20 protein-coding genes and 3 tRNA genes are annotated in these 22,063 nt (G+C 70.7%); 7 read left to right on the forward strand and 16 right to left on the reverse strand.

Annotation, left to right across the window (positions count from 1 at the left end; translation table 11 throughout):
* Positions 1–61 precede the first annotated feature (61 nt).
* Genes AC3RX0_RS14155 through mvk form a run of 6 tightly spaced genes read right to left on the reverse strand, consistent with a single transcriptional unit; the run spans position 62 to position 6,439 of the window.
* Complete coding sequence (locus AC3RX0_RS14155; protein ID WP_491506636.1) at positions 62–1,246, reverse strand: hydroxymethylglutaryl-CoA synthase; 1,185 nt, start codon at positions 1,244–1,246, stop codon at positions 62–64.
* Positions 1,243–2,292, reverse strand: coding sequence for a hydroxymethylglutaryl-coenzyme A reductase family protein (locus AC3RX0_RS14160; RefSeq protein WP_491506637.1), 1,050 nt, complete (start codon positions 2,290–2,292; stop codon positions 1,243–1,245). The genes AC3RX0_RS14155 and AC3RX0_RS14160 overlap by 4 nt, the downstream gene beginning before the upstream one ends.
* Positions 2,289–3,419: a type 2 isopentenyl-diphosphate Delta-isomerase gene (gene fni / locus AC3RX0_RS14165; RefSeq protein ID WP_491506638.1), complete on the reverse strand. Its 1,131-nt coding sequence runs from the start codon at positions 3,417–3,419 to the stop codon at positions 2,289–2,291. The genes AC3RX0_RS14160 and fni overlap by 4 nt, the downstream gene beginning before the upstream one ends.
* Positions 3,409–4,518, reverse strand: a complete 1,110-nt coding sequence (locus tag AC3RX0_RS14170) for a phosphomevalonate kinase (RefSeq protein WP_491506639.1) — start codon at positions 4,516–4,518, stop codon at positions 3,409–3,411. Before AC3RX0_RS14170 ends, fni begins: the two co-directional genes overlap by 11 nt.
* A complete protein-coding gene (mvaD, locus tag AC3RX0_RS14175) occupies positions 4,515–5,486 on the reverse strand; it encodes a diphosphomevalonate decarboxylase (protein WP_491506640.1) in 972 nt (323 codons plus the stop codon). The genes AC3RX0_RS14170 and mvaD overlap by 4 nt, the downstream gene beginning before the upstream one ends.
* On the reverse strand, positions 5,483–6,439 hold the full coding sequence (gene mvk / locus AC3RX0_RS14180) for a mevalonate kinase (protein WP_491506641.1): 957 nt from the start codon (positions 6,437–6,439) through the stop codon (positions 5,483–5,485). Before mvk ends, mvaD begins: the two co-directional genes overlap by 4 nt.
* Positions 6,440–6,666: 227 nt before the next feature.
* Here mvk and AC3RX0_RS14185 point away from each other — a divergent pair, with 227 nt between their 5' ends.
* Positions 6,667–7,098, forward strand: a complete 432-nt coding sequence (locus AC3RX0_RS14185) for a cupin domain-containing protein (RefSeq protein WP_491506642.1) — start codon at positions 6,667–6,669, stop codon at positions 7,096–7,098.
* Between the two features lie 139 nt (positions 7,099–7,237).
* On the opposite strand, the gene AC3RX0_RS14190 is transcribed toward AC3RX0_RS14185, so the two are convergent.
* The 3 genes from AC3RX0_RS14190 to AC3RX0_RS14200 form a co-directional block, all read right to left on the reverse strand.
* The gene (locus AC3RX0_RS14190) at positions 7,238–8,200 is read right to left on the reverse strand and encodes an SGNH/GDSL hydrolase family protein (protein WP_491506643.1); all 963 of its coding nucleotides are present in this window, start codon (positions 8,198–8,200) and stop codon (positions 7,238–7,240) included.
* 266 nt (positions 8,201–8,466) lie between these two features.
* Positions 8,467–9,390 carry an aldo/keto reductase gene (locus AC3RX0_RS14195; RefSeq protein ID WP_491506644.1) on the reverse strand — a complete coding sequence of 308 codons (924 nt, stop codon included), beginning with the start codon at positions 9,388–9,390 and terminating at the stop codon, positions 8,467–8,469.
* A gap of 55 nt (positions 9,391–9,445) precedes the next feature.
* On the reverse strand, positions 9,446–10,255 hold the full coding sequence (locus AC3RX0_RS14200) for an isocitrate lyase/PEP mutase family protein (RefSeq protein WP_491506645.1): 810 nt from the start codon (positions 10,253–10,255) through the stop codon (positions 9,446–9,448).
* Positions 10,256–10,370: 115 nt separating this feature from the next.
* Between AC3RX0_RS14200 and AC3RX0_RS14205 the strand changes: the two genes are divergently transcribed.
* The 3 genes from AC3RX0_RS14205 to AC3RX0_RS14215 all read left to right on the forward strand — a co-directional run bounded on the left by AC3RX0_RS14205 (position 10,371) and on the right by AC3RX0_RS14215 (position 13,282).
* Complete coding sequence (locus AC3RX0_RS14205) at positions 10,371–11,213, forward strand: TrmH family RNA methyltransferase (protein ID WP_491506646.1); 843 nt, start codon at positions 10,371–10,373, stop codon at positions 11,211–11,213.
* A gap of 569 nt (positions 11,214–11,782) precedes the next feature.
* The gene (locus tag AC3RX0_RS14210; RefSeq protein ID WP_491506647.1) at positions 11,783–11,986 is read left to right on the forward strand and encodes a cold-shock protein; all 204 of its coding nucleotides are present in this window, start codon (positions 11,783–11,785) and stop codon (positions 11,984–11,986) included.
* Between the two features lie 186 nt (positions 11,987–12,172).
* Positions 12,173–13,282 carry a fatty acid desaturase family protein gene (locus tag AC3RX0_RS14215; RefSeq protein WP_491506648.1) on the forward strand — a complete coding sequence of 370 codons (1,110 nt, stop codon included), beginning with the start codon at positions 12,173–12,175 and terminating at the stop codon, positions 13,280–13,282.
* Between the two features lie 64 nt (positions 13,283–13,346).
* Here AC3RX0_RS14215 and AC3RX0_RS14220 read toward each other — a convergent pair.
* From AC3RX0_RS14220 to AC3RX0_RS14240, 5 genes are all read right to left on the reverse strand, one after another.
* Positions 13,347–13,420: transfer RNA gene (locus AC3RX0_RS14220), tRNA-Met, on the reverse strand.
* A 35-nt stretch (positions 13,421–13,455) separates the two neighbouring features.
* Positions 13,456–13,527 (reverse strand) — tRNA-Thr (locus AC3RX0_RS14225).
* Between the two features lie 293 nt (positions 13,528–13,820).
* On the reverse strand, positions 13,821–15,251 hold the full coding sequence (locus AC3RX0_RS14230) for a M23 family metallopeptidase (RefSeq protein WP_491506649.1): 1,431 nt from the start codon (positions 15,249–15,251) through the stop codon (positions 13,821–13,823).
* Positions 15,252–15,441: 190 nt separating this feature from the next.
* A complete protein-coding gene (locus AC3RX0_RS14235; RefSeq protein WP_491506650.1) occupies positions 15,442–16,251 on the reverse strand; it encodes an inositol monophosphatase family protein in 810 nt (269 codons plus the stop codon).
* Between the two features lie 86 nt (positions 16,252–16,337).
* Positions 16,338–17,348: a hypothetical protein gene (locus AC3RX0_RS14240; RefSeq protein ID WP_491506651.1), complete on the reverse strand. Its 1,011-nt coding sequence runs from the start codon at positions 17,346–17,348 to the stop codon at positions 16,338–16,340.
* A gap of 290 nt (positions 17,349–17,638) precedes the next feature.
* Here AC3RX0_RS14240 and AC3RX0_RS14245 point away from each other — a divergent pair, with 290 nt between their 5' ends.
* The 3 genes from AC3RX0_RS14245 (at position 17,639) to AC3RX0_RS14255 (ending at position 20,889) form a co-directional block, all read left to right on the forward strand.
* Positions 17,639–19,009 (forward strand): ABC transporter substrate-binding protein, encoded by a 1,371-nt coding sequence (locus AC3RX0_RS14245; protein ID WP_491506652.1) that lies wholly within the window; start codon positions 17,639–17,641, stop codon positions 19,007–19,009.
* A gap of 82 nt (positions 19,010–19,091) precedes the next feature.
* On the forward strand, positions 19,092–20,054 hold the full coding sequence (locus AC3RX0_RS14250) for a carbohydrate ABC transporter permease (RefSeq protein ID WP_491506653.1): 963 nt from the start codon (positions 19,092–19,094) through the stop codon (positions 20,052–20,054).
* Between the two features lies 1 nt (position 20,055).
* Positions 20,056–20,889 (forward strand): carbohydrate ABC transporter permease, encoded by an 834-nt coding sequence (locus tag AC3RX0_RS14255; RefSeq protein WP_491506654.1) that lies wholly within the window; start codon positions 20,056–20,058, stop codon positions 20,887–20,889.
* A gap of 88 nt (positions 20,890–20,977) precedes the next feature.
* Here AC3RX0_RS14255 and AC3RX0_RS14260 read toward each other — a convergent pair.
* Positions 20,978–21,059: transfer RNA gene (locus AC3RX0_RS14260), tRNA-Tyr, on the reverse strand.
* Positions 21,060–21,150: 91 nt separating this feature from the next.
* Positions 21,151–22,056 (reverse strand): carbohydrate kinase family protein, encoded by a 906-nt coding sequence (locus tag AC3RX0_RS14265; protein WP_491506655.1) that lies wholly within the window; start codon positions 22,054–22,056, stop codon positions 21,151–21,153.
* Positions 22,057–22,063 lie beyond the last annotated feature (7 nt).

The following is a 22,063-nucleotide window of genomic DNA, read 5'->3' on the forward strand; positions in this document are numbered from 1 at the left end:
CCACTATAGCCCTATAGGTAAGGCTTGCCTAACGAGGGTCGGTCCGGAGTCCCTCCGGAGCTCAGGCGCGCCGCTCGTACTGTCGCATCTGGTCGCCGATGCCGGCGAACCGGAAGAGCCCCGTCGTCTCGGCGGCGGTGACGACGTCCTCGCCGCGCACCTCGTCCACGCTCTCGTGCAGTGTGCGGTAGCGCGCGTAATCGATGCGGACCCGGTCGTCGAGGATCGCGGCATCCTCCGCCCGGCGCAGCAGGTCGCGATAGCCGGGTCGCACGACGCCGGTGAAGAACTCCGAGACGCTGCCGGACCCGTAGCTGAAGAATCCGATGCGACGTCCGGCGAGGTCGGTCCCGTCGTCGTTCAGCAGCGACAGCAGCCCCGCGTAGATCGAGGCGGTGTAGCTGTTGCCGGTGCGCCGGTTGATCTCGAGGCTCGCGTCGATCTGCGCGCGGCGCTGGTCGCGGTCCAGGCCCGACTTCGCGATGACGTTGAGGCGGTCGTGTGCCTTGAGCGCCATCTTGGTGAACGGCTGGTGGTAGCAGAACCGGTCGATCGCCTCGAAGGCGACCCCGCCGCGGGCGCGGTACTCGTTCCAGGCGCCCTCGAGTGAGCGCAGGTACGCGGCCAGCGAGTACTTGCCGTCCACGAGCGCGGTGGAGAGGTGATTGGGCCGCCAGAAATCGTGGATGTCGTCGGTGTGCAGCCCGGTGACCGGCTCGATCTCGACCATCGCGGGGTCGGCGGTGACCAGGAACGCCACCGCGGCCGCACCCTGTGTGGGCTCGCCGCTGGAGTCCAGCGCGTAGCGGGCGACGTCGCTGGCGATCACGAGCACCCGCTCGCGCGGGTCGCGCGCGACGATGCCCAGGGCGAACTGCAGCGCGGCCGTGGCCGAATAGCACGCCTGCTTGAGCTCGACGACGCGGCAGTTCTCCCCCATCCCCAGCAGCCCGTGCACGAACACGCCGGCCGACTTGGACTGGTCGATGCCCGACTCGGTCGCGAACAGCAGCGTGCGGATGCCCTCGGTGCCGTGGCGCGCGACGATCCGCGCCGCCGCCTCGGCGCCCATCGTGACCACGTCCTCGTCGGCGGCGGGCACGCTCATCTCGGATTGCCCGATGCCGACGTAGAATTTGCCCACGTCGACCCCGCTGTGGTCGGCGATCTCACTCAGGTCCAGCACCTGATGCGCGGTCGCGAACGAGATGTCGTGGATGCCGATGCGCAGCGGTTCGGCGCTCATCGCGTGGCCCTCCTCTCGATGTTCACGTGGGCCGCCATGAGCTCCCCCGGGTTGGTCTGCGCCGCCAGCAGCGACAGCTCGCCGCACAGCACGGTGGCCGCGCACAGCGCCGCCAGGCGCCGCGCGTTCTCGCCGGCCGGGCGCTCGTCGGCGCAGCCGAGGCGGGCGAGGTTCTCGCCGACGAACGGCAGGTCCTTGCCGTTGCCGACCGTGCCCACGATCAGGTTGGGCAGCGTGCACGAGAAGTACAGGTCGCCGTCCCGCACCTCGGCGTGCGTGATGCCCTGCGATCCTTCGACGATGTTCGCGGCATCCTGCCCCGTCGCCAGATAGAACGCGAGCAGCATGTTCGCGTAGTGCGCGTTGGCGCTGCGCAGGCCCCCGGCGGTGATCGTGCCGATGAGGTTCTTGCGCACGTTCAGCTCGGCGATGGCCTCGGGGCTGGTGTGCAGACGGCGGGTCACGACCGCGCGCGGGATCAGCAGCTCGGTCACGACGTTCTTGCCGCGGCCGAGGATGCCGTTGACCGCCGTGGCCTTCTTGTCCGAGCAGTAGTTGCCCGAGATCGAGCCGTACCGCAGGCCCGGCACGGTGCTCAGGATGTGGTCCATCAGCCGGTCGCTGGCCAGGGTCACCATGTTGTGCCCGGACGCGTCGCCCGTGGTCAGCTCGAACCGGACGAACAGCAGGTTGCCGACGATCTGGTGGTGGATGTCGACGAGCTTCGCGAAGCGGCTCGCGGTGGCGACGACCTGCTGCAGCACGTCGCGCTCGGCGTTCAGCGTCTGCATGGCCGCCAGCGCCGTGGCCGCGTCGTCGGCCTCGAACAGCACGGAGCGCGCCATCCGCTCGTCGACGAGGGTTGCGACGATCCCCTTCTCGGCGAGCGTGGAGATCTTCGCGCCACGGCCGACCGACGGCCACAGCGGTGTCTCGTAGGTCGCCAGCGGCACCTCCTGCAGCCCGGTCATCACGTTGCCGCTGACCGAGATCGGCCCCACCCACGTCATCGGCACGGGGGCTGCGGTGATCGGTTCGTTCCTCATCCCAGTCTCTCCTCGTCGCGCAGCTCGCGTTCGCTGCGGCGGCTGTAGGCGGCGGCATCGACCCCGCGCAGTTCGCAGAACTCCCGCACGCCGCCGCGCAGCAGCAGGTCTGTCCCGGCCAGGGCGGCGGGGCCCCTGGCGCCCAGAAGGGCGTGCAGCTGGCCGAGCTGCACGATCCAGGCGCGGATGCGGGCGACGAGCCCATCGACGCCCTCCTCCAGCAGGGTGTGCAGGAAGCTGCCCGACACGCCCACCGCGCGGGCGCCCAGGGCGAGCGCGCGCATCACGTCCAGCGGCGTGCGCACGCCACCCGAGGCCAGCAGCGCGGGGATCTCGCGATCGCCGGCGACCGCCGCCTCCAGCAGGCAGCACACCGCCGACTGCCCCCACCCGGTCATGAACGAATAGTCGTCTTCGGGGCGGCGGGCGTTCTCGATGCGCGCGAAGTCGGTGCCGCCCGCGCCGCTCACGTCGGCGACCGCGACGCCGAGGCCGGCGAGCTGCTCGAGGGTCGGCCGGCTCAGGCCGAAGCCGACCTCTTTGACGACGACGGGAACCTCGACCCGGTCGACGATGTCGGCGATGCGGTCGGGCCATGCGGAGAAGTCGCGGCTGCCCTCGGGCATCACGGTCTCCTGGACGCTGTTCACGTGGATCTGCAGAGCATCCGCGCGCACGAGGTCGATCGCGCGCAGCGCCTGCTCGGGCGTGGCATCCGCACTGAGGTTCGCCAGCACGAACCCGTCGGGGTTCTCGTCCCGCAGCACGCGGAACGTGTAGGCGGTGTCGGGCTCGCGCAGGGCGATGCTCATAGATCCCGACGCGATCGCGACCCCGGTCTCGCGGGCGGCGATCGCGAGCGCCCGGTTGATCTCGCCGGTGCGGCTGCTGCCCCCGGTCATGCCATTGATGTACAGCGGCACGGGCCAGACCAGCCCCGCGAACGAGGTGGACAGGTCGACGCGGTCGCGGTCGATGCCGGCGAGGGCGTGGTGCACGAAGCGGACGTCGTCGAAATCGTTGCGCACCGGGCCGTTCTCGTGCTGCACCCGGGCGAGGTCGACGTGCTCGTCCTTACGGGCGCCGTCGACGGACTGCTCGGCGTTCACCGATCGTTCAGGGCTCATGGATCGCTCCGATCTGCGGGTCGAACGGCAGGGCGGCCACGCCCGCCTCGATCGCCAGGTGGCGGATGTCGTTCTGCTCCCAGCGCGCGAGCATGCCGTGCACGTCGGCATCCTCTCCGGCCAGCACGATGCCGCAGTCGCCGCCGCCGGCGCCGGACGACTTCGCCGCCGCTCCGGCATCCTCGGCGATGGCGCAGAGCGCGGCCAGCTGCTCGGTCTCGATCTCGATCCCGGCGTGCCGGGCCAGGTCGCCGAGCGCGGCACGCGCGGCGCGGATCGAGGATGCCGCGGCCGCGGCATCCTGCGCCTCCACAGCGGCGATCAGGCCTTCGACCGCTGCGCGGCTGTCGGCCAGGAACCGGCGGTATTGGGTCTGCCCGCCCGGCGAGACCCGCTGCAGGTTGCCGACCATGCGCTCGGTGGAGGCGGGCTGACCGGTCCACCCCACGATCAGCCGCAGATGCGCCGGAGCGGGCAGGCGCCGCACCGAGAGGCCCGGCCAGGGCCGGTCGAGCATGGCCTGCACGCCGACGATGTCGGCCTGCGTGCGCACCTGCAGTCGGTCGGGCGCGCTATAGGCGATCCAGCCGCCGAACACCGACGCGGCCAGGTCGCCGCCCGACGAGGCCGGCGAGACCCGCACGGTGGCGATCAGGGCGAGCTTGTAGACCTCGAGCGCGGTCAGGTCGAGGTCGTAGAAGCGGTTCAGCGCGCGCACGGTCGCGACCGTGACCGCCGCCGACGACCCGAGGCCGAACTTGCGGCCCGACACGTCGTCGAGCTCGCTGGAGATGCGGATGTCGTAGAACCGGCCGACGATGCCGCGCTCGGCCGCGAGCTGCTCGACGACGGTGATGGCCGCCAGCACGTAGTCGTAGGGACGGTGGTCCTGGTCGATCACGACCCCGTCGGTGCCGCGCGTCCACAGCAGCGGCGCCCGGCCGAACTGATCGGACGAGATGCTGCCCTGCCCGCGGGCGGGCTCGAGCTCCACGCTGACGTAGCGGTCGACGGCGACCAGGACGCTGGGCTCGCCCGGCTCGACCACGGCATACTCCCCCGCGATGAAGAGCTTGCCCGGTGCCTGTTCGCGGATCATGCGGACACCCCGGCGATCAGATGCGCGCCCGGTCCGGCGTGGGCGGCCACGAGGCGGTCGGCCGCGAAGCGCTCGGACAGCGCGTCGCGCACGGCGTCGACGTCGCCGTCGCGGCACACGAACACGACGTTCGGGCCGGCGTCGGCGGTGGCGTACGCCTCCAGGCCCGCCGCGCGCAGCCGGGCGGCCTCGTCGAACAGGGCGAGGCTCTGCGGGGCGAGGTAGCGGATGGGCGGGCGGCAGGCCATGATCGCGGCGTGCATGCGCAGGGCGTTGGACTCGGTGAGCTCTCCGATCGCGGTCACGTCGCCGCGCGCGAACGCCGCGCGCATCGCCTCGAGGTCGACGCCGGTCGACTGGGCCCAGGCCAGGGCGTACGGCGACGTGTCGCGGGTGCGGATCATGGCCTCGCGGCTCGAGACCGCCTTGGCTCCGGCATCCACCACCGCGATCACCATGCCCAGGGCGGGGCCGGCGACCGGCTCGGCGAAGGAGGACGCGTCGTCGGTGCCGGCGTGCCAGATCGCGGTCGCGGGGATCACCGAGCGGCAGGCCGAGCCGGACCCGCGGCGGGCCAGGCGGCTGAGGGCCCGCTCGTCGAGGTCGAGCCCGTACGCGTCGGCGGCCGCGACGGCCAGGGCCGCGAACCCCGACGCGCTCGAGGCCAGACCCGCCCCCGTGGGCACGGAGTTGCGGGTGTCGACGCGGGCGCGGACGGTCGTGCCGGCCTGCGCGCGCACCAGGTCGAGGAATCGCGTGATCCGGTCGGCGGCGCTGCCGGCCGCGGGTGCGCCGTCGAACGCGACGTCGTCGACCGCGGCGGACTCGTCGAGGGTGACGGTGGTCGTCGTCGGGAAGACGTCGAGGGTGAGCGAGAGGCTGCCGGTCAGCGGCAGGATGAGGTCTTCGTCCCGCTTGCCCCAGTACTTGACCAGGGCGATGTTCGGGTGGGCGACGGCGGTGCTCATGCAGGCATGTCCTCGGCGGCGAAATCGGCAGGGTGGAGCAGCCAGGTGCGCTCGGCGCCCGCGTCGCGCAGCGCGGCGGCGATCCGGGTCGCCGCCGGCTCGTCGCCGGCCAGGGCGAGCACGCAGCCGCCGCGTCCGCCGCCGGTGAGCTTGGCGCCCAGCGCGCCGGCGTTGCAGGCGGCGGCCACGAGCGCGTCGAGCTCGGGGCTGCTCACGGTCAGCTCGCGCAGCAGGTCGTGCACCGCGAGCATCCGCGCGCCCAGGCCCGCGCGGTCGTCGGCGGCGAGATCGTGCACCGCGGCGGCCGTGTGCGCGTCGATGCGGGCCAGGATCGCGTCGATGCGAACGGGCTCCGCAGCCTTGAGCGCGCCCACGGCGGTGACCGCCTCGCGGGTGCGACCGTGCACGCCGGAGTCGGCGATCACGAACACCCCGCCGAAGGCCGAGTTCAGCGGGCGGGATGCGCCGGCCTGGAACCACATCGGCGCCTCGGAGACGACCGAGCGCGCGTCCAGCCCGCTCGGGTTGCCGTGCGCGACCCGCTCGGCGGTCTGGACGAGCTCGAACCGGGTGTCGGCGTCGAGCGTCACGCCGTGGAGCGCGGCCACGGCGGTGCTGATCGCGGCGGCGACGGCCGCGGACGATCCGAGCCCGCGCTCGGCCGGGATCTCGCCGTCCACGCGGACGGCCAGGCCCGCGGCCGGGGCGCCGATCCGCGCGAGCGTCGCGGTGATCGCCGTGATCGGGGCGGCCAGCAGCGACGGGGCGCCGGCGACCGGCCCGCGGTACAGCACCGAGTCGATCCACAGCGGGCGATCGGTGCTGATCGCGGCGGCGGTCAGGGTCAGGCTGTGCACGGGCAGCGCGATCGCCGGCCCGCCGTGCACGACGGCGTGTTCGCCGAGCAGGATCACCTTGGCGTGCGCAGCCGCGCGGGTGGAGGCATCCGTCATCGAAAGAGAAGAAGAGGTCTGGGGGTCGGAGAGGTCGGAGACGCGACCTGACAAGCCGGCCATGATTCGTCTCCTGTTGTTCTCGTGCGAAGGCACCGCTGGCATACCGCGGGAGCGGGATGCCATCAGACGATTTTATCCGCTGGCGGCCGCGCGTGGCTGAGTCCGGGCCGAGTGCCGGCGCGAGCGCCGGCGCCGGGCGGGCGGACGGGCGATACGGTGGCCACATGGCTGAATACGAGGTGGTCGAACTCGGCGCGCCCGATGCGTGGCGCACGTACTACGGCGGTTTCACGCCGGACCGATCCCGGCAGGGCCGGCGTGTGGTCGACCACGACCTGGACATGCAGTACATCGGGCTCACCGCCAACGCGTACGAGCCGGGCGAATCGGTGGACTACTGGCATCGCCACCACCGCATCGAGGAGCTGTACGTGTTCCTCGCCGGCCGCGGCCAGATGGGGCTGGACGACACGATCGTCGACGTCGGCCCGGGCACGGCGGTGCGCGTCGGGCAGGGCGTGTGGCGCTCGTGGCGATGCGTGCCCGACAGCCCCGAGCAGCTGCGCTGGCTGTGCATCCGCGCCGGCGGCGACGAGCTGCCCGAGCTGCCCGACGATGCAGATCGCGACACCGACCGCCCCATGCTCTGGGACTGACGCAGTCCGTCGCGCTCGATAGGAGTCCTGCCCGCTCTGAGCCGTCTCGTACTGCGTCCGCGGTCGCGATCCGCATGCGCGAACACAGAAACAGGCAACACAAGCCGCTGCACACGACGGGCAAGGGAGCCACACCGGCTCAGAGCGGGCGGGCGGACCCGGCGACGGTGCTGGACGCGGCCGTCATGCGCGCGCCGACGCGCCGCGACGCGCGGAACGCCCACCACGCGAGCGGGTGGCGACTGCCTTTGCGATACACGCGGTGCGGGGTCCTGGCATCCTCTCTCTCATACCCGACGGCCGCGAGCACGCTCGGCAGCATCACCGCGGCCGCCTGCTCGTAGCCGATGCTCGAGGGGTGCAGGTGGTCGTGCGCCGAGAACATGTCGTCCGGGTCGCGACGGAACAGCGGGCCGAGCGTGTCGGCCAGCGACACCGTGCGGCCGCCCGCACGCAGGGCGACGATGACCTGTCCGGTCGCCAGCAGCCGGCCCGACCAGTGGGCGAAGAACCGCAGCGGCTGCGAGAACGGCCGCACCGTGCCGAGGTCGGGACACGTCGCGACGACCACCTGCGCACCCGTGCGGCGCAGGTCGCGCACGGTCGCCGACAGCGGCCACAGCGCGTCGGTCAGACGCTTGAGGTGCATCACGTCGTTCGCCCCGACGATGATGACCACGACCTCGGGATCGGTCACCTCGCGCAGCTGCGCGAGCTGAGGGATCAGCGCGGTCGATTCGGCTCCGACGACGGCGACGTTGGTCAGCTCTACGGGGCGGTGCGACACCTCGGCGAGCCACATCGCCAGCAGCGCACCGGGGGTCATGGCCGGGTCCTCGGCGCCGTAGCCCACGGCGAGCGAATCGCCCATCATGCCCATCCGGATCGGCGCGCCGTCCCCGCTCCCGAACCTGCCGCCGCGCGCGACGATCGACCCCATGCGTGTCGGGTTGAGCCGCTCCCACGCCAGCAGCCCCTCCGCCGTCGTGACGACACCGACCGCCGCGACGAATGCGGCCGTGGTCCCGACGGTCGTCAGCGCGACGCGCAGCAGTCGGCGGCCCGCGCTGCGCCGCGCCCCCAGCTTCGACCCTGTGCCCACGAAATGCTCCCACCAGTCACCGTAGTCGTACCGGCCCGGCCGTGGTTCGGCATCCGCTATCTGTTCGCTGTGTGCTCACGCCTCGATCCGGGCGACCCACGGTGGAGCAGATGGATGCCGAGCTCGACACCCCACGTCCGCGATCACGGACCGGACGGGCACCAGCTCCACGTCGGGGTCGGCGCGTCGGGTTTCGCACCCGTGCCGTTCGCGGTGGCGTGGCTGGAGGGACTGCACGACGCGGGCCGGCGGCCCGCGGACGCTGATCAGGGCACGGTGTAGCCGGCGGCGCGGAACAGCTCATACCACTCGCTGCGGGTGAGCGGCAGGTCGGACCCGAGGGCCGCATCGGCCACCCGCTGCGGCGTGGTCGTGCCGAGCACCACCTGCATGCGCGCGGGGTGCCGGGTGATCCACGCCGTCGCGATCGCGATCGGCGGCACGCCGTACGAGGCGGCGAGCCGGTCGATCACCACGTTCAGCTCGGGGTAGCGGACCGAATCGAGGAACACCCCGTCGAAGAAGCCCGCCTGCAGCGGAGACCAGGCCTGGATCGTGATGCCGTTGATGCGGCAGTACTCGACGATGCCGCCGCCGTCGCGCATGATCGACTGGTCGAGCCCCTGCATGTTCGCAGCGACGCCCTGCGCGACGATCGGCGCATGCGTGATCGACAGCTGCAGCTGGTTCGCGACGAACGGCTGGCGCACGGCGGTGCGCAGCAGGTCGATCTGGCGTGGAGTGTGGTTCGAGACCCCGAACGCGCGGACCTTGCCGGATGCCTCGAGCTCGTCGAGCGCGCGGGCGACCTCTTCGGGCTCGACCAGCGCATCGGGCCGGTGCAGCAGCAGGATGTCGATGTAGTCGGTCTTCAGCGCCCGCAGCGACCCCTCGACCGACTCGATGATGTGCTCGTACGAGAAGTCGAAGTGGCCGGGGCGGATGCCGCACTTGGTCTGCAGCGTCACCTCGGCGCGCTGCGACGGCGTGAGCTGCAGCGCTTCGGTGAACCGGCGTTCGCTGCCGTGCAGGGTGTTGCCGTAGATGTCGGCGTGGTCGAAGAAGTCGATGCCGGCGTCGCGTGCGGTGCGGACGAGCTCGCGGACGGCGTCGTCCGACATCCCGTCGATGCGCATGAGACCGAGGACGACATTGGGCGCACTGCCGGCGCCGAGGGGGATGCTCTTCACGCGATCACGATACCGAGGACCGACGACGTCGGCGTGCCGGCGGCCGCGGCCGGGCTCACCTCCGCGCGCCGAAGCGCCGCTGCAGCTCGGCGTACCCGATCGCACCGTCGACGAAGCCGAGGGTGCCCGCGTCGATGAGCTCTCGCGCCGCGCGCTCCAGCGCCCCGAGGGCCGCGCGCGCGAGTCCCCCGCCCAGGCTCACCCGCATGACTCCGAGCGAGATGAGCGTCCGGGCGTCGATGACGGTCGGGGTGAGGCCCGCGACGATGTTGACGGGTGCGGGGATCGCCTCGACGAGCCGGCCGATCGTGCCGGCGTCGTCCACGCCGGGCACGAAGATGCAGTCGGCTCCGGCGTCGAGGTAGCGATGTGCACGGGCGACGGTCTCGGCGAACGGGTCGCCGTCCGTGCCGACGAAGTACGCGTCGGTGCGCGCGTTCAGGACGAACGTGCCGAGGGGCGCGGCAGCCCGCGCGGCCACGAGGCGATCGGCGGCGTCGTCGACGCCGAGCAGGCGGCCGCCGACACTGTCTTCGAGATTCGCTCCGACGACCCCGAGGCCAACGGCGCGCCCCACCATATGTGCGACGTCGGCGGGGGTGGCGCCGTACCCGGCCTCGAGGTCGGCACTCACGGGCACGTCCACGGCTCCGACGATCTCGGCAATCCGCGTGAGCATGGCATCGGCATCCATCGCGCCGTCGGCGACGCCGCACGACCACGCGATGCCCGCGCTCGTCGTGGCGATCGCCGGGAACCCTGCGTGTTCGAGGATGCGGGCGGAACCGGCATCCCACGCGTTCGGAATCACGAATCCGGGACCCTCGTGCAGAGCGATGAAGGATGCCGCGAAGTCCATCGACATGCGTCCACCTCCCCAGACCGACCGTGGCATGAGGCTACTCCCGCGGCGCCGGCGCGGCGAGTGGCGATATCCCGTCGCCGGGTCGTGAGAGCCTGAGACCGTCGAGTCGGACTCGATGAACACGCAAGGAGCGGGAGTGACGATGGCGGGTGAGTTGCGGATCACGCGGCCCAACGCGCGGTTCCAGCAGTGGGAGGCCCTGCTGTGGAACCGCAACAAGCGACAGCGTTCCGGCGAGTTCCTCGTGCACGGCGTGCGCCCCATCAGCCTGGCCGTCGAGCACGGCTGGCCGGTGCGGGCCGTGTTCTTCGACGCCGAGCGCGCGCTGTCGCGGTGGGCGAAGGACGTGCTCGCGCAGGCGGGCGGCGAGCGCGTTGCGATGGCACCCGATCTGCTGCAGCAGCTCAGCGAGAAGGAGCAGGACCTGCCCGAGCTGGTCGCCGCCGTCGAGCTGCCGCCCGACGACCTGGCGCGCATCCCGGTCGGGCCCCGGTTCCTCGGCGTCGCATTCGACCGCCCGTCGGCCCCGGGCAACATCGGATCCATCGTGCGCTCGATGGACGCGTTCGGCGGCGCAGGTCTCATCGTCACGGGGCACGGCGCCGATCCCTACGACCCGAAGTCGGTGCGCGCCTCGACCGGATCGCTGTTCGCCCGCCCGGTGGTGCGCGTCCCATCGCATCGCGAGGTCGTCGGGTGGGCACAGGAGCGGCGGGACGCCGGCATCCCGATCACCATCGTCGGAACCGACGAGAACGGCACGGCCGACATCGCCGACTTCGACCTGACCGGGCCTGTGCTGCTGGTGATCGGCAACGAGACCGCCGGCCTGAGTGCGGGCTGGCGCGAGGCGTGCGATGCGATGGTGCGGATCCCGATCGGGGGCGCCGCGAGCTCGCTGAACGCGGCGAACGCCGCCACGGTCGCCCTGTACGAAGCCGCCCGCCAGCGGTCGTGAGCAGCCTGCGGCGGACATGCGGTGCCCCGGCCCGATGCGCGACGTGGCAGGCTTGCGGTAGGCTGACTCTGTCCGGTTGAGTTCCTTGGCGCACCTTGCGCCGGTCATCCTCCCGACGTCAATGGCGCGACCACCGCGCCGCATGCACGAATTCCGTGTTCTCGATTGCTTCTTGTGACCGGCCGACGATGGCGCGGTCCTCGACCTGACCGATGAGGTTTCCCATCTCACCCTCTCTCCACGCCGCACCGGCGGACCATGTGCTCTGCTGGCGACAATCGGCCTACGACGTCTTCGCAGCGACCCGCTCGGGCGAATTCGCAGGACATGTCGTCATCGACGATGACACGCGGTTCGCTGTCTTCGGCCCCACCGGCCAGCGGATAGGCGCTGCGCCGACGCTCGCCGACGCTCGCGCGATGCTTGCCGCATTCGCGTCCGCATCGGCGAGCTGCGCGTCGCCTTCGCCGGTGCCGACTTCCGCCCGCACTCCGCATCCTCCGCGGCGACGCCGTCGTCGCGGTATCACGGATCACAACCGTGGTCCCAGACAACGAAGGAATGACATCATGGCCACAGGTACCGTCAAGTGGTTCAACTCTGACAAGGGCTACGGTTTCATCGCCCCCGATGACGGCTCGGCCGACTTGTTCGCGCACTTCAGCGCGATCGCCGGCACGGGCCACCGCAATCTCGACGAGAACCAGCGGGTCGAGTTCGACGCCGAACAGGGTCAGAAGGGCCCGCAGGCGGCGAACATCCGTCCGCTCTGAGCCGATCGCGGCGATCGGTCGTCGAGCCGTCAGGCACGCGTGGCATCCGTCCTCCCCAGGAAGACGGATGCTGCATTCAGGTTGGGGCATGAATGGGCGAGTACCGTGTCAGCAAGCGATCGGCAGCTGCCTTTGGCTTCGCGCCCGCTCACCGCTCGGTGGAGGGCCAGACGTAAGGCGCCGCTCATGTCGCAGACACCGGTAATCTCCCCTTCCACACTCGGTCCGGTTCGCCAGACGTACGCACGGCGGGAGGACTTCCCGCCGGTGGCCCGGGCCTACATGCAGGTCTCTCACGTCGTGCAGGAGACCGGCCTGCTGCGCAGGACGCCATGGTTCTACGCGTTCGTCGGGGTCGTTCTGGCCCTCGCGTTCGGCGGCGCCGTCACCGGCTTCATCCTCCTGGGCTCGACCTGGTATCAGCTGCTCGTCGCGGGGGCTCTCGGTGTGCTGTTCACCCAGATCGCGTTCCTGGCCCACGAGGCGGCGCATCGGCAGATCCTCGTGACAGGGCCTGCCAACGACAGGCTGGCGCGAGTGCTGGGCGCGATCGTCGGCATGAGTTACTCATGGTGGGACTCCAAGCACAGCCGGCACCACGCCAATCCCAATCGGGTGGGCAAGGACCCCGACATCGAGGTCGACACCATCTCGTTCCTCGACGAGGATGCCGCACGATCTCGCGGGCTGCGGCGCCTCATCACCCGCAAGCAGGGGTGGCTGTTCTTCCCGCTGCTCACGCTCGAAGGCTTCAACCTCCATTTCCTGAGCTTCCGCCACCTCGCCGGTCGCGGCGCGGTCAAGGGTCGCTGGTCCGAGATCTGGATGCTCAGCCTCCGGTTCGCGCTCGTGCTGACCCCGGTGTTCCTGTTCCTTCCGCTGGGCATGGCGTTCGCGTTCATCGGGGTCATGTCGGCCGTCTTCGGCGTCTACATGGGCGCGACGTTCGCCCCGAACCACAAGGGCATGCCCGTGATCGCCCCCGACGCGAGGATCGATTTCTTCACCAAGCAGGTGCGAACCTCTCGGAACATCCGCGGCGGCTGGTGGGCCACCTGGCTCATGGGCGGACTCAACTACCAGGTCGAGCACCACCTGTTCCCGAGCATGGCGCGCCCGCACCTGGCCCGCACACGGGCGATCGTCCGCGACTTCTGCGCCGGCAACGACGTCCCGTACACCGAGACCTCGCTCTGGCGTTCCTACGCGATCGTCATCGACTACCTGAACCGCGTGGGTCTGGCCGCCCGCGACCCATTCGACTGCCCGATGGCGAGCCAGTACCGACGCGCCTGAGTCAGCAGCCGTCGGCTGCGGCTGGAACGCCAGAACCCCCGGCATCGCCGGGGGTTCTGTTCGGTAGCAGGAGCGGGGCTTGAACCCGCGACCTCACGATTATGAGTCGTGCGCTCTCACCAACTGAGCTACCCTGCCGCGAGGCATCCCGGATCATCTCCGCGATGCGTGCGAGCCCCGAGTCAGGATTGAACTGACGACCCCTTCCTTACCATGGAAGTGCTCTGCCACTGAGCTATCGGGGCGCTCCCGGAACGTTCCGGGCAACCAGAAAAGAATATCAGAGCCGCGGACGATTGCCGAACCGGCCGAGGCTCACACGGCCCGCCGGCATGAAATGGTCCGATCCCCCGTTTCCGTGACCGCCGGCGTCGATCTGCGCCCACTCTGCGTTCGCGGCGGCAGCAGAGTGGACGCGATTCGACGGTGTGCAGAACTCATCCAATCCGAGCCTCGGACGGCCGATCATCGGCGTATCGAGCGCAGACCAGCCCGGATTTGCGGAGTTCTGAACACTCCACGGCGCTGAGTCGACGGATCAGCAGCGGTTGTGCTCGCGCAGCCACGGGATCGGGTCGATCGGCGTGACGCCGTTCTGCCGGATCTCGAAGTGCGTGTGGGCGCCGAACGAGAAGCCGGTGTCGCCGGTGCGGCCGATGTACTGGCCGACCTTGACCCTCTCGCCGGCGTGCACCTGCAGCGAGCCGTACTGCATGTGGCCGTACAGGCTGGCCCAGTGCTGGCCGTCGATCTCATGGTCGATGATCACGGCGACGCCGTAGCCCTGGTAGCCCTGCTGCGCGACCCGCACGACGCCGTCGGCGATGGCCTGCACGTGCGCGCCGTTGCCGGGCGTGAAGTCGACACCCTCGTGGAACTCGCCCGGGCGCGGTCCGAAGCCGAACGAGATCGGCACGCCGACCGCGAAAGGCCACTGCACGGCGCACTGCGGGTTGTTCGTGTACACCCGACTCGAGAAGTTCGAGATGCCGACCGTGCCGGCCATGTCGGTCAGCGTGGCGGTGCTGTAGTCGGCCGAGCGGTCGAGGTTCTGCGTGGCGGGGGCGCCGTCGCCCGGGGCGACGTATGCCTGAATATCGCCGCCGTCCGCGCTGGCGGTGATCGGCTGCTGCGGTGCGGCGCCCACCAGGCGCGTCTCGGGCGAGGCGACGGCGGACGCCGGCAGTGTGCTGGTGACGGCGAGCAGGCCCACCGCGACGATGGTGCAGAAGGAGAAGGATGCCGCGGCCGCGCGCTTCGCGGTCACCCGCGAACGCCCGATCCGGCGGGCCTTGGCCTTGCGCTTCTTCTTGGTCTTCTTCGGCAGCAGGTCATCGGCGACGTCGACCGGCATGCCCTCGTCGGCAGGCGCCTGGATCGGCGTCTCGCCGGTGAACGAGAAGAGCTTGGCCGCTTCGGCGAAGGCGTCGACCTGCTCGGCGGTCGGCGACAGGTCGGCCGGCACGACCGGGATCGACGCCGTCAGCGGAACGGAGGGCGTGCGGGGCGCGGATGCCGCAACCCGTGCCGGCTGGGATGCCGCGGGCCTGTGCTGGGCCTCGCGGGGCGCGACCTCGGCGGGTGCCGAGGCGGCAGCGGTCCAGGCGGCGGCGCGGTCCGATGCCGCAGCGGGAGTCGACGCGGGGGTCGGAGAGGTCGCGGGGGCCGGCGAGGACGCGGGGGTCGGAGAGGTCGCGGGGGCCGGAGGGACGGCCGGGGTCGACTGCGCGCGCCGGCGGGCGCTGCGCCGGGTGAGCGGCGGCTCCTGGGCGCTGGCCGATACGGACGCTCCGCTGTATTCCGACGATGCCGTCGAGGTCGCGGCAGCGGCCGGTGTGCCCGCAATGACCGCCGGACGCTCCGCACCCTCGACGCTTTCCCGGCGACGCGTCTCGGCGCGTCCTGCTGCCGAGCGCTCGATGGCCGGGGCGGGCACAGGAGCGATGCGGGCCGAGCGGCGCGTGCGCACGGGTTCGGCCTGGGGGGCGTCAAAGGGCAAGGGGGCGAGCTCTCGGGTCAGGTCGCTGTGGGGGCAACGGTCGAACGCGGGTCGTGATCACTCCGCCGTTCGGGCCGGCGAAAGTAACGAATGGGTAAACACTACAGCGGCGGGCCTGAGAATGCCATGTGGCGCACGCAATACGATCGAATCGGCCGCCTCAGCGCCCGTCGATGGCCTGCTCGAGCGCCGCGAACAGCTGTGGTCCCGCCGCGATCGTCAGCGCCGTGCTCGGGCGCTCCCCCGGCAGGCCGCCCACGACGCCCCCGGCCTCTTCGACCAGCAGGGCGCCCGCGGCGTGGTCCCAGGGGTTCAGGCCACGCTCGAAGTACCCGTCGAGACGTCCCGCCGCAACGCCGGCGAGATCGAGCGACGCCGATCCGATGCGACGGATGTCGCGCGCCAGCGGCATGACGCGGGTGAGCCGCGCCAGATCGCCGACGTGCGTGGCGGGGTCGTAGCCGAACCCGGTGGCCACGAGCGCGCCGGCGTCGGTCGGCGCCTCGTTGACGGTGAGCCGCCGCCGGCCGGCGCCGGTCTCGAGCCAGGCGCCGCCCTCGGCCACCGCGACGTACAGCTCCCCCAGGGCGGGCGCGCACACGACGCCGGCCAGCGCGCGCCAGTGCTGGGGATCGGGGTCGCCCTCGACGGCGGCGATGCTCACGGCATACTGCGGGATGCCGTACGCATAGTTCACGGTGCCGTCGATCGGGTCGACCACCCACGTGATGCCGGTGGAGCTCGGCTCGGCACCCGACTCCTCGCCGAAGAACCCGTCCCCGGCGCGCTCGTGTGCGAGCCGGCGACGGATCAGCGCCTCGACCTCGCGATCGGCGGCCGTGACGATGTCGGCGGCGGCGGACTTCGTCGCCGCGATCTCGACCCCCTCGTCCCGCCGTCGCCGTGCGAGATCCGCCGCCTCACGTGCGATGTCGGTCGCGAGTCGGGCGAGGTCGTCGGGCGAGGTCATTCCCCCACGCTATCGTTCGAGTGGATGCCGCAACCGACGCCACCCGGTCGCACACCGAGTGCGACCGGGGGTCGGGATCCGGACGGCTACTGTTGCGGCGGCGCCGGCGGAACGGGCGGAACCGAGGGGGCCGGAGCCGCCGGGTCCGGAACCGCCGCCGGCGCAGGCTGGGCGGGCGCCTGCGGCGGGGCGGGCTGGGCGGGCGCCTGCGGCGGGGCGGCCTGCGGCGCGATCGGCGGCGTGGCCTCGGGTGCGGGCCACACCGGCGGCTGCACGACGGGCGCTGCCGGAGCCGTCGGCGGCGCCCAGTTCGCGGCCCCGGGAGCCTGCGGCGCAGTCTGCGGCACCGACGGGTACCCCGTGTAATAGGCGTTCCAGTCCGGCTGCCCGTCGGCCAGCATCGGCAGCGACGTCACACCGTCGGCGTAGGTGGGCCAGCCGGTGGCGGCGGCCGCGTGCGGGCGCGGCTCGCGCGGCGCGAGCAGCGCGTTGACCAGCGGCACGAGGGCCGTGCCGACCGCGGCGAGGATCGTCACCGCGACCGTCAGGCGCCAGTAGAGGTCGTGGAAGCGCACCCACTCGTTCAGCATCAGCGGGAAGACGAGCATGATCGCCAGCAGCGCGACGAGCACCACCGTCACCCAGAACACCGCGCTCGTGAACGTCGTCACATGGCGCTGCCACGCCTTCATGAACAGCCGTACGTGCAGCACGCCCAGCTGCAGGATCAGCACGATCAGCAGGAACGACATGAATCGCGCGGCGCCGCTCGCAGTACGGAACTCGGGGAACGGCATCCAGATCATCACCGCGCCGATGAGCAGCGTCACCACCCACACGATCATGCTCGTCAGTGCGAACCAGATCGGACGACGCGGGGCGAGATAGGTGTCCAGCAGGGCGACGCCGGCGAAGGCGACCATGAGCAGGATCGTCAGGAACGCGCGCGGCACGATCCCGTTCGCCGTGCCGACCAGCACCATGATGACGCAGACGATCGCGGCGGCGATGAGCGCGCCGATCGCGACCCAGATCGCAGCGCGCAGGATCTTCGAGGTCGACGCATCGCGAGGCTGCGTCGCAGGGGGCACGGTCATGGATGTCCTCTCGTCGGCGGGTGGTCACCCGCATCCATATCCTGACACGCGCGTGCTCACGGGCGGGAGGGTCCCCTGCGAACCTGTGGATGGATGCCGCGACCCGCCGATTCCTGAGCGCCGCTTTGGAGCTGCATATGCGTTCGTGACGAATCCTGTGAGGAACGGTTCCGGCGAGCACGCGAGCGTACGCTCAAATCGTGCGCCGCCGACGCCTCCTGCTTGCGCACGAGACGCCCTACGGCTTCTCGGCCCACGGCACACACAAGAGAACACGAGGAGGCGTACTCATGTTGAACCGTACTGTCCCGCGCCCCTCCGCCGGCGGTTCGCGACACCGGCGGATCTCTCAGGCGGCGGGCATCGCGCTGACGGCCGTGTCCGCGGTCGGACTGGCGGCCTGCAGCGCCGGCTCGCCCGGGGGCGGATCCACGCCCGGGGGCAGCGCCGCCGCTCCCGGCAACGCGACCTCCGGCACCATCACGTGGTGGGCCAGCCCCATCACCACCAGCGGCACCGACCCGCGCACCGTGCTGATCGGCGCCTTCGAGAAGGCGTACCCGAACATCAAGGTCAACCTGGTGTCGGCGCCGAACGACACCGACACCAACCGCGCCACGCTCACCACCCAGATCTCCGGTGGCGGCGGTCCCGACGTCTACATGGGCGACGTGATCTGGCCCGCGCAGTTCGGCGCGCACCAGCTGGCCGTGCCGCTGTCGAAGTATCTGCCGCAGAGCTACTGGGACACGTTCGCCAAGGGGCTCGTGCAGGGCGCCACCTACAAGAACCAGGTGTACGGCGCCCCGTTCTTCGAGGACCAGGGCTTCCTGTATTACCGCAAGGACCTGCTGCAGAAGTACAACCTGCCCGTCCCCACCACGTGGGACCAGCTGGTCACGGATGCCAAGAAGGTCCAGGCCGCAGGCGCGGTCAAGGACGGCTACGTGTTCCAGGGCGCGAACTACGAGGGCGCGACGTGCGACTTCATGGAGTTTCTGGCCGACGCCGGCGGCACCGTCCTCAGCTCCGACCAGACGAAGTCCACGCTCGACAGCGCAGCGGCCGACAAGGCCCTGAGCTTCGAGCAGTCGCTGGTCACCTCGGGCGTCTCGCCAAAGGCGGAGTCGACCTACCAGGAGACCCAGTCGATGAACGCGTTCGCAGCCGGTGACGCACTGTTCCTGCGCAACTGGGACTACGCGTACGGCCAGTCGCAAGCCGCACCCTCCAAGGTGATCGGCAAGGTCGGCGTGGCCCCGATGCCCACCTTCAGCGGGCAGCCGACCCCCGGCTACTCGAACATCGGCGGATGGAACCTGTACGTCAACCCGCACAGCAAGAACATCGCCGCCGACGTCACCTTCATCAAGTGGATGACCGGCAAGGACGCGCAGACCACTCTGGCGACGCAGTTCAGCGAGATCCCCACGAACGCCGAGGTGCGCTCGTCGGCCGACGTCAAGAAGGCCAACCCGGTGCTGGCGATCGTCTCCGAGACGAAGCTCGTGCCGCGGCCCGCACAGACGCCGAACTACCCGCAGGTCAGCCAGGCGATCTACACGGCGGTCAACGGCGTGCTCGCCGGATCCGCGCAGCCGAAGGCGGCGATCACAAAGGCCAGCAGCTCGATCGACAGCGCTCTGGGCGGCGGCCTGTAACAGCCGGAGGCGACCGCGGCGTCGGGATGCGGCATCCACGACACCGCGGTCTGCCCCCGCATCGCGGGTTCGAGGAGGAACCGTGACGAGCATCCGGGTGGCCGACACGCCGCGTACCGCGGCGCCGGTATCGCGCCCACCGCGCGGTCGCACGAATGCGCTGCAGCGCGCGCTGACGCGCATGGGGTGGATCTTCTCGGCGCCTGGTCTGTTCGTGATCGCCGCAGTCACGATCTTCCCCGTGGCGTTCTCGATCGTGATGAGCTTCAGCAACGTCAACGTGCTGGGCAGCGGCTTTCAGATCGACGGATTCACGCTCGGCAACTACAAGACGATCTTCACGGCGAGCATCTGGCAGTACGCGCTCGTGTTCACGATCGGCTACACGATCGTGACGGTGATCGTCGAGCTCGTGCTCGGGGTGCTGATCGCCCTCGTGCTCGAGCGGCTGGAGGGCATCCGCGGCTGGATGATGGCGATCCTGCTGATCCCGTGGTCGCTGATCACGGTGATCTCGGCGACGCTGTGGGACTACATCTACGACCCCACCGCCGGCATCGCCGACTGGATCTTCCAGCAGCTGGGCATGGGGTCGCCGGTGATCCTGGGCACCCCGACCTCGGCGATCATCGCCATGATGGTCGCCGACATCTGGAAGACCACCCCGTTCGTGGCGATCATCGTGCTGGCGGGCCTGGTCATGATCCCGGGCGACCTGTACGAGGCCGCCGAGATGGACGGCGCGAACGGCTGGAAGGTGTTCTGGAGGATCACGCTGCCGCTGCTGCGCCCGACCATCGCGCTGGCGGTGCTGTTCCGCATTCTGCAGGCGTTCGGGCTGTTCGATCTGCCGTTCGTTCTGACCCAGGGCGGGCCGCAGAACGCGACGACGTCGCTGGCGATCCTCGGCTATCAGGCCATGTTCACGGATCTGAAGTTCGGTCCGGGGGCTGCTGTCGCGGTGACCACGGCAGCCCTGGTGGTGATCGGATGCCTCGTCTTCTTGAAGGTGTTCCGCGCCCAGGTGTCCGAGACGGGAGACTGACATGCGCCGTCGATCCGTGGGTGCCCGGTGGGGGCTGGCGATCAGCACCGCCCTGGTGGCGGTGTTCGTGCTGCTGCCGATCTACTGGATGGTCGCGACGAGCTTCAAGACCGCCGCGAACGCATCGGCTCAGCCGCCGCAGCTGTTCCCCGAGCCGCTGAGCGTCGAGAACTACGGCATCGCGTTCGTCGATCACGGGTTCGGCCAGTACATCCTGAACTCGCTCGTCGTCTCGGTCGCGGCGACCGTGCTCGTGCTAGTGCTCGGCACCCTCGCCGGTTACGCCCTGGGCCGGGCCAAGATGCGCGGGACGTTCACGATCCTCGTGATCCTGCTGGTGCTGTCGGTGTTCCCGGTGATCGCGCTGATCGCGCCGCTGTACCTGATGATGCGCACGATCGGGTGGCTCAACAGCTACCAGGCGCTGATCATCCCGTATACCGCACTGAACCTGCCGTTCGCGATCTGGATCCTGCGCAACTACTTCATCGGTGTGCCGAAGGAGATGGAGGAGACCGCACGCATCGACGGCGCCTCGCCGCTGCGCACCGTGTGGTCGGTGGTGCTGCCGATGGCGCTGCCCGGCGTGTTCACGGCCGGGATCTTCGCCTTCACCGCCTGCTGGACCGAGTTCCTGATGGCGCTCTCGTTCAACAGCGCCAACGAATTCCGCACGATCCCGGTCGGCATCGCGCTGTTCGGCAACGCGCACATCACGCCGTTCGGGGCGATCTTCGCGGCCAGCACCGTCGCCGTCGTGCCGATCGCGATCCTCGTGCTCGTGTTCAAGCGGTCGGTCGTGTCGGGCCTGACCTCGGGCGCGATCAAGGGGTGAGGATGCCGCGGCCCGCGCGGTCTGTTCGGATCACGGATCGCCGGGAAATGTCGAGGGGCCCCGCTGCGCGGAGCCCCTGAACAATCGGTGGCAGGTGAGGGATTCGAACCCCCGAAGTCGAAGACGGCTGATTTACAGTCAGATCCCTTTGGCCGCTTGGGTAACCTGCCAAGTGCGCACCCGCCCGGCTTGTCCAGTCGACCGGAGGCGCGAGTATCAATGTTACCTGGTCGCAGCGAGTGCTGCGAACCACCGGGTCACTCAGGTGCCGAGGCGATCGAGGTCCATGGCGTCGGCGCCGGGGATGCGCAGCAGCGCGCCCTCGAAGCGCACCGTGGCCGCGGCGATGTCCATCGCGCGCTGCAGTGCTGCGGCCCAGGCCGCGGCATCCATCGGCTCGTCCTGCACGAGCGAGGCGACGATCGAGGCGAGCACGGCGTCGCCGGCTCCCATCGTGTCGACCACTCGCCCCGGCAGGGAGGCGATCGGCGCCGAGACGACGGCGCCGCCGGTCTCGAGCACGGCGCCGTCGGACCCGGCCGTCGCCAGCACGGTCGTCGCGGCCGCGAGCCGCTCGCGCAGCTCGTCGATCGACGCGCCGTACAGCAGCGCGGCATCGTCGGCGCCGACCTTGACCAGCGCGCAGCGCGACACGAGCGACTCGAAGCCCTGCACGAACGCGGCGCGATCTGCCAGCATCCCCGCCCGAGGATTCGGGTCGATCACGAGGGGCTTGCCAGCCGCGGCCTCGGCGAGCGCGGCCACCTGTGCGGCACGGTCGAACGGAAAACAGCTGACGACGACCAGTGGCGCGGCCGCGATCGCCGCACGCTCGGCCGCGCCGTAGGTCACGGCCCGCACCTGCGCCGCCTCGTTGAACACGTACACGGGCTCGCCGCCCACGCGCGTCGACACCGCCCGCGACGAACCGAGCGGGGAGGGCGACGCGAGCAGCCCGACGCCGTAGTCGCGCAGGTACGCCCGGATGTGGTCCCCGGCCTCGTCGTCGCCGACCATGGCGATCAGCGTCGCCGGCACACCGAGCCGCACCAGGCCGACCGCCACGTTCAGCGCCGCGCCGCCCACGAGTTCGGTCACCGAGGTGCCGGAGCGCAGTTCGTCGATCAGTGCGTCGCCGATGACGACGACAGGGGCGCCGGAGTGCATGCCGCCA

Source organism: Microbacterium sp. W1-4-2 (genome assembly GCF_058349885.2).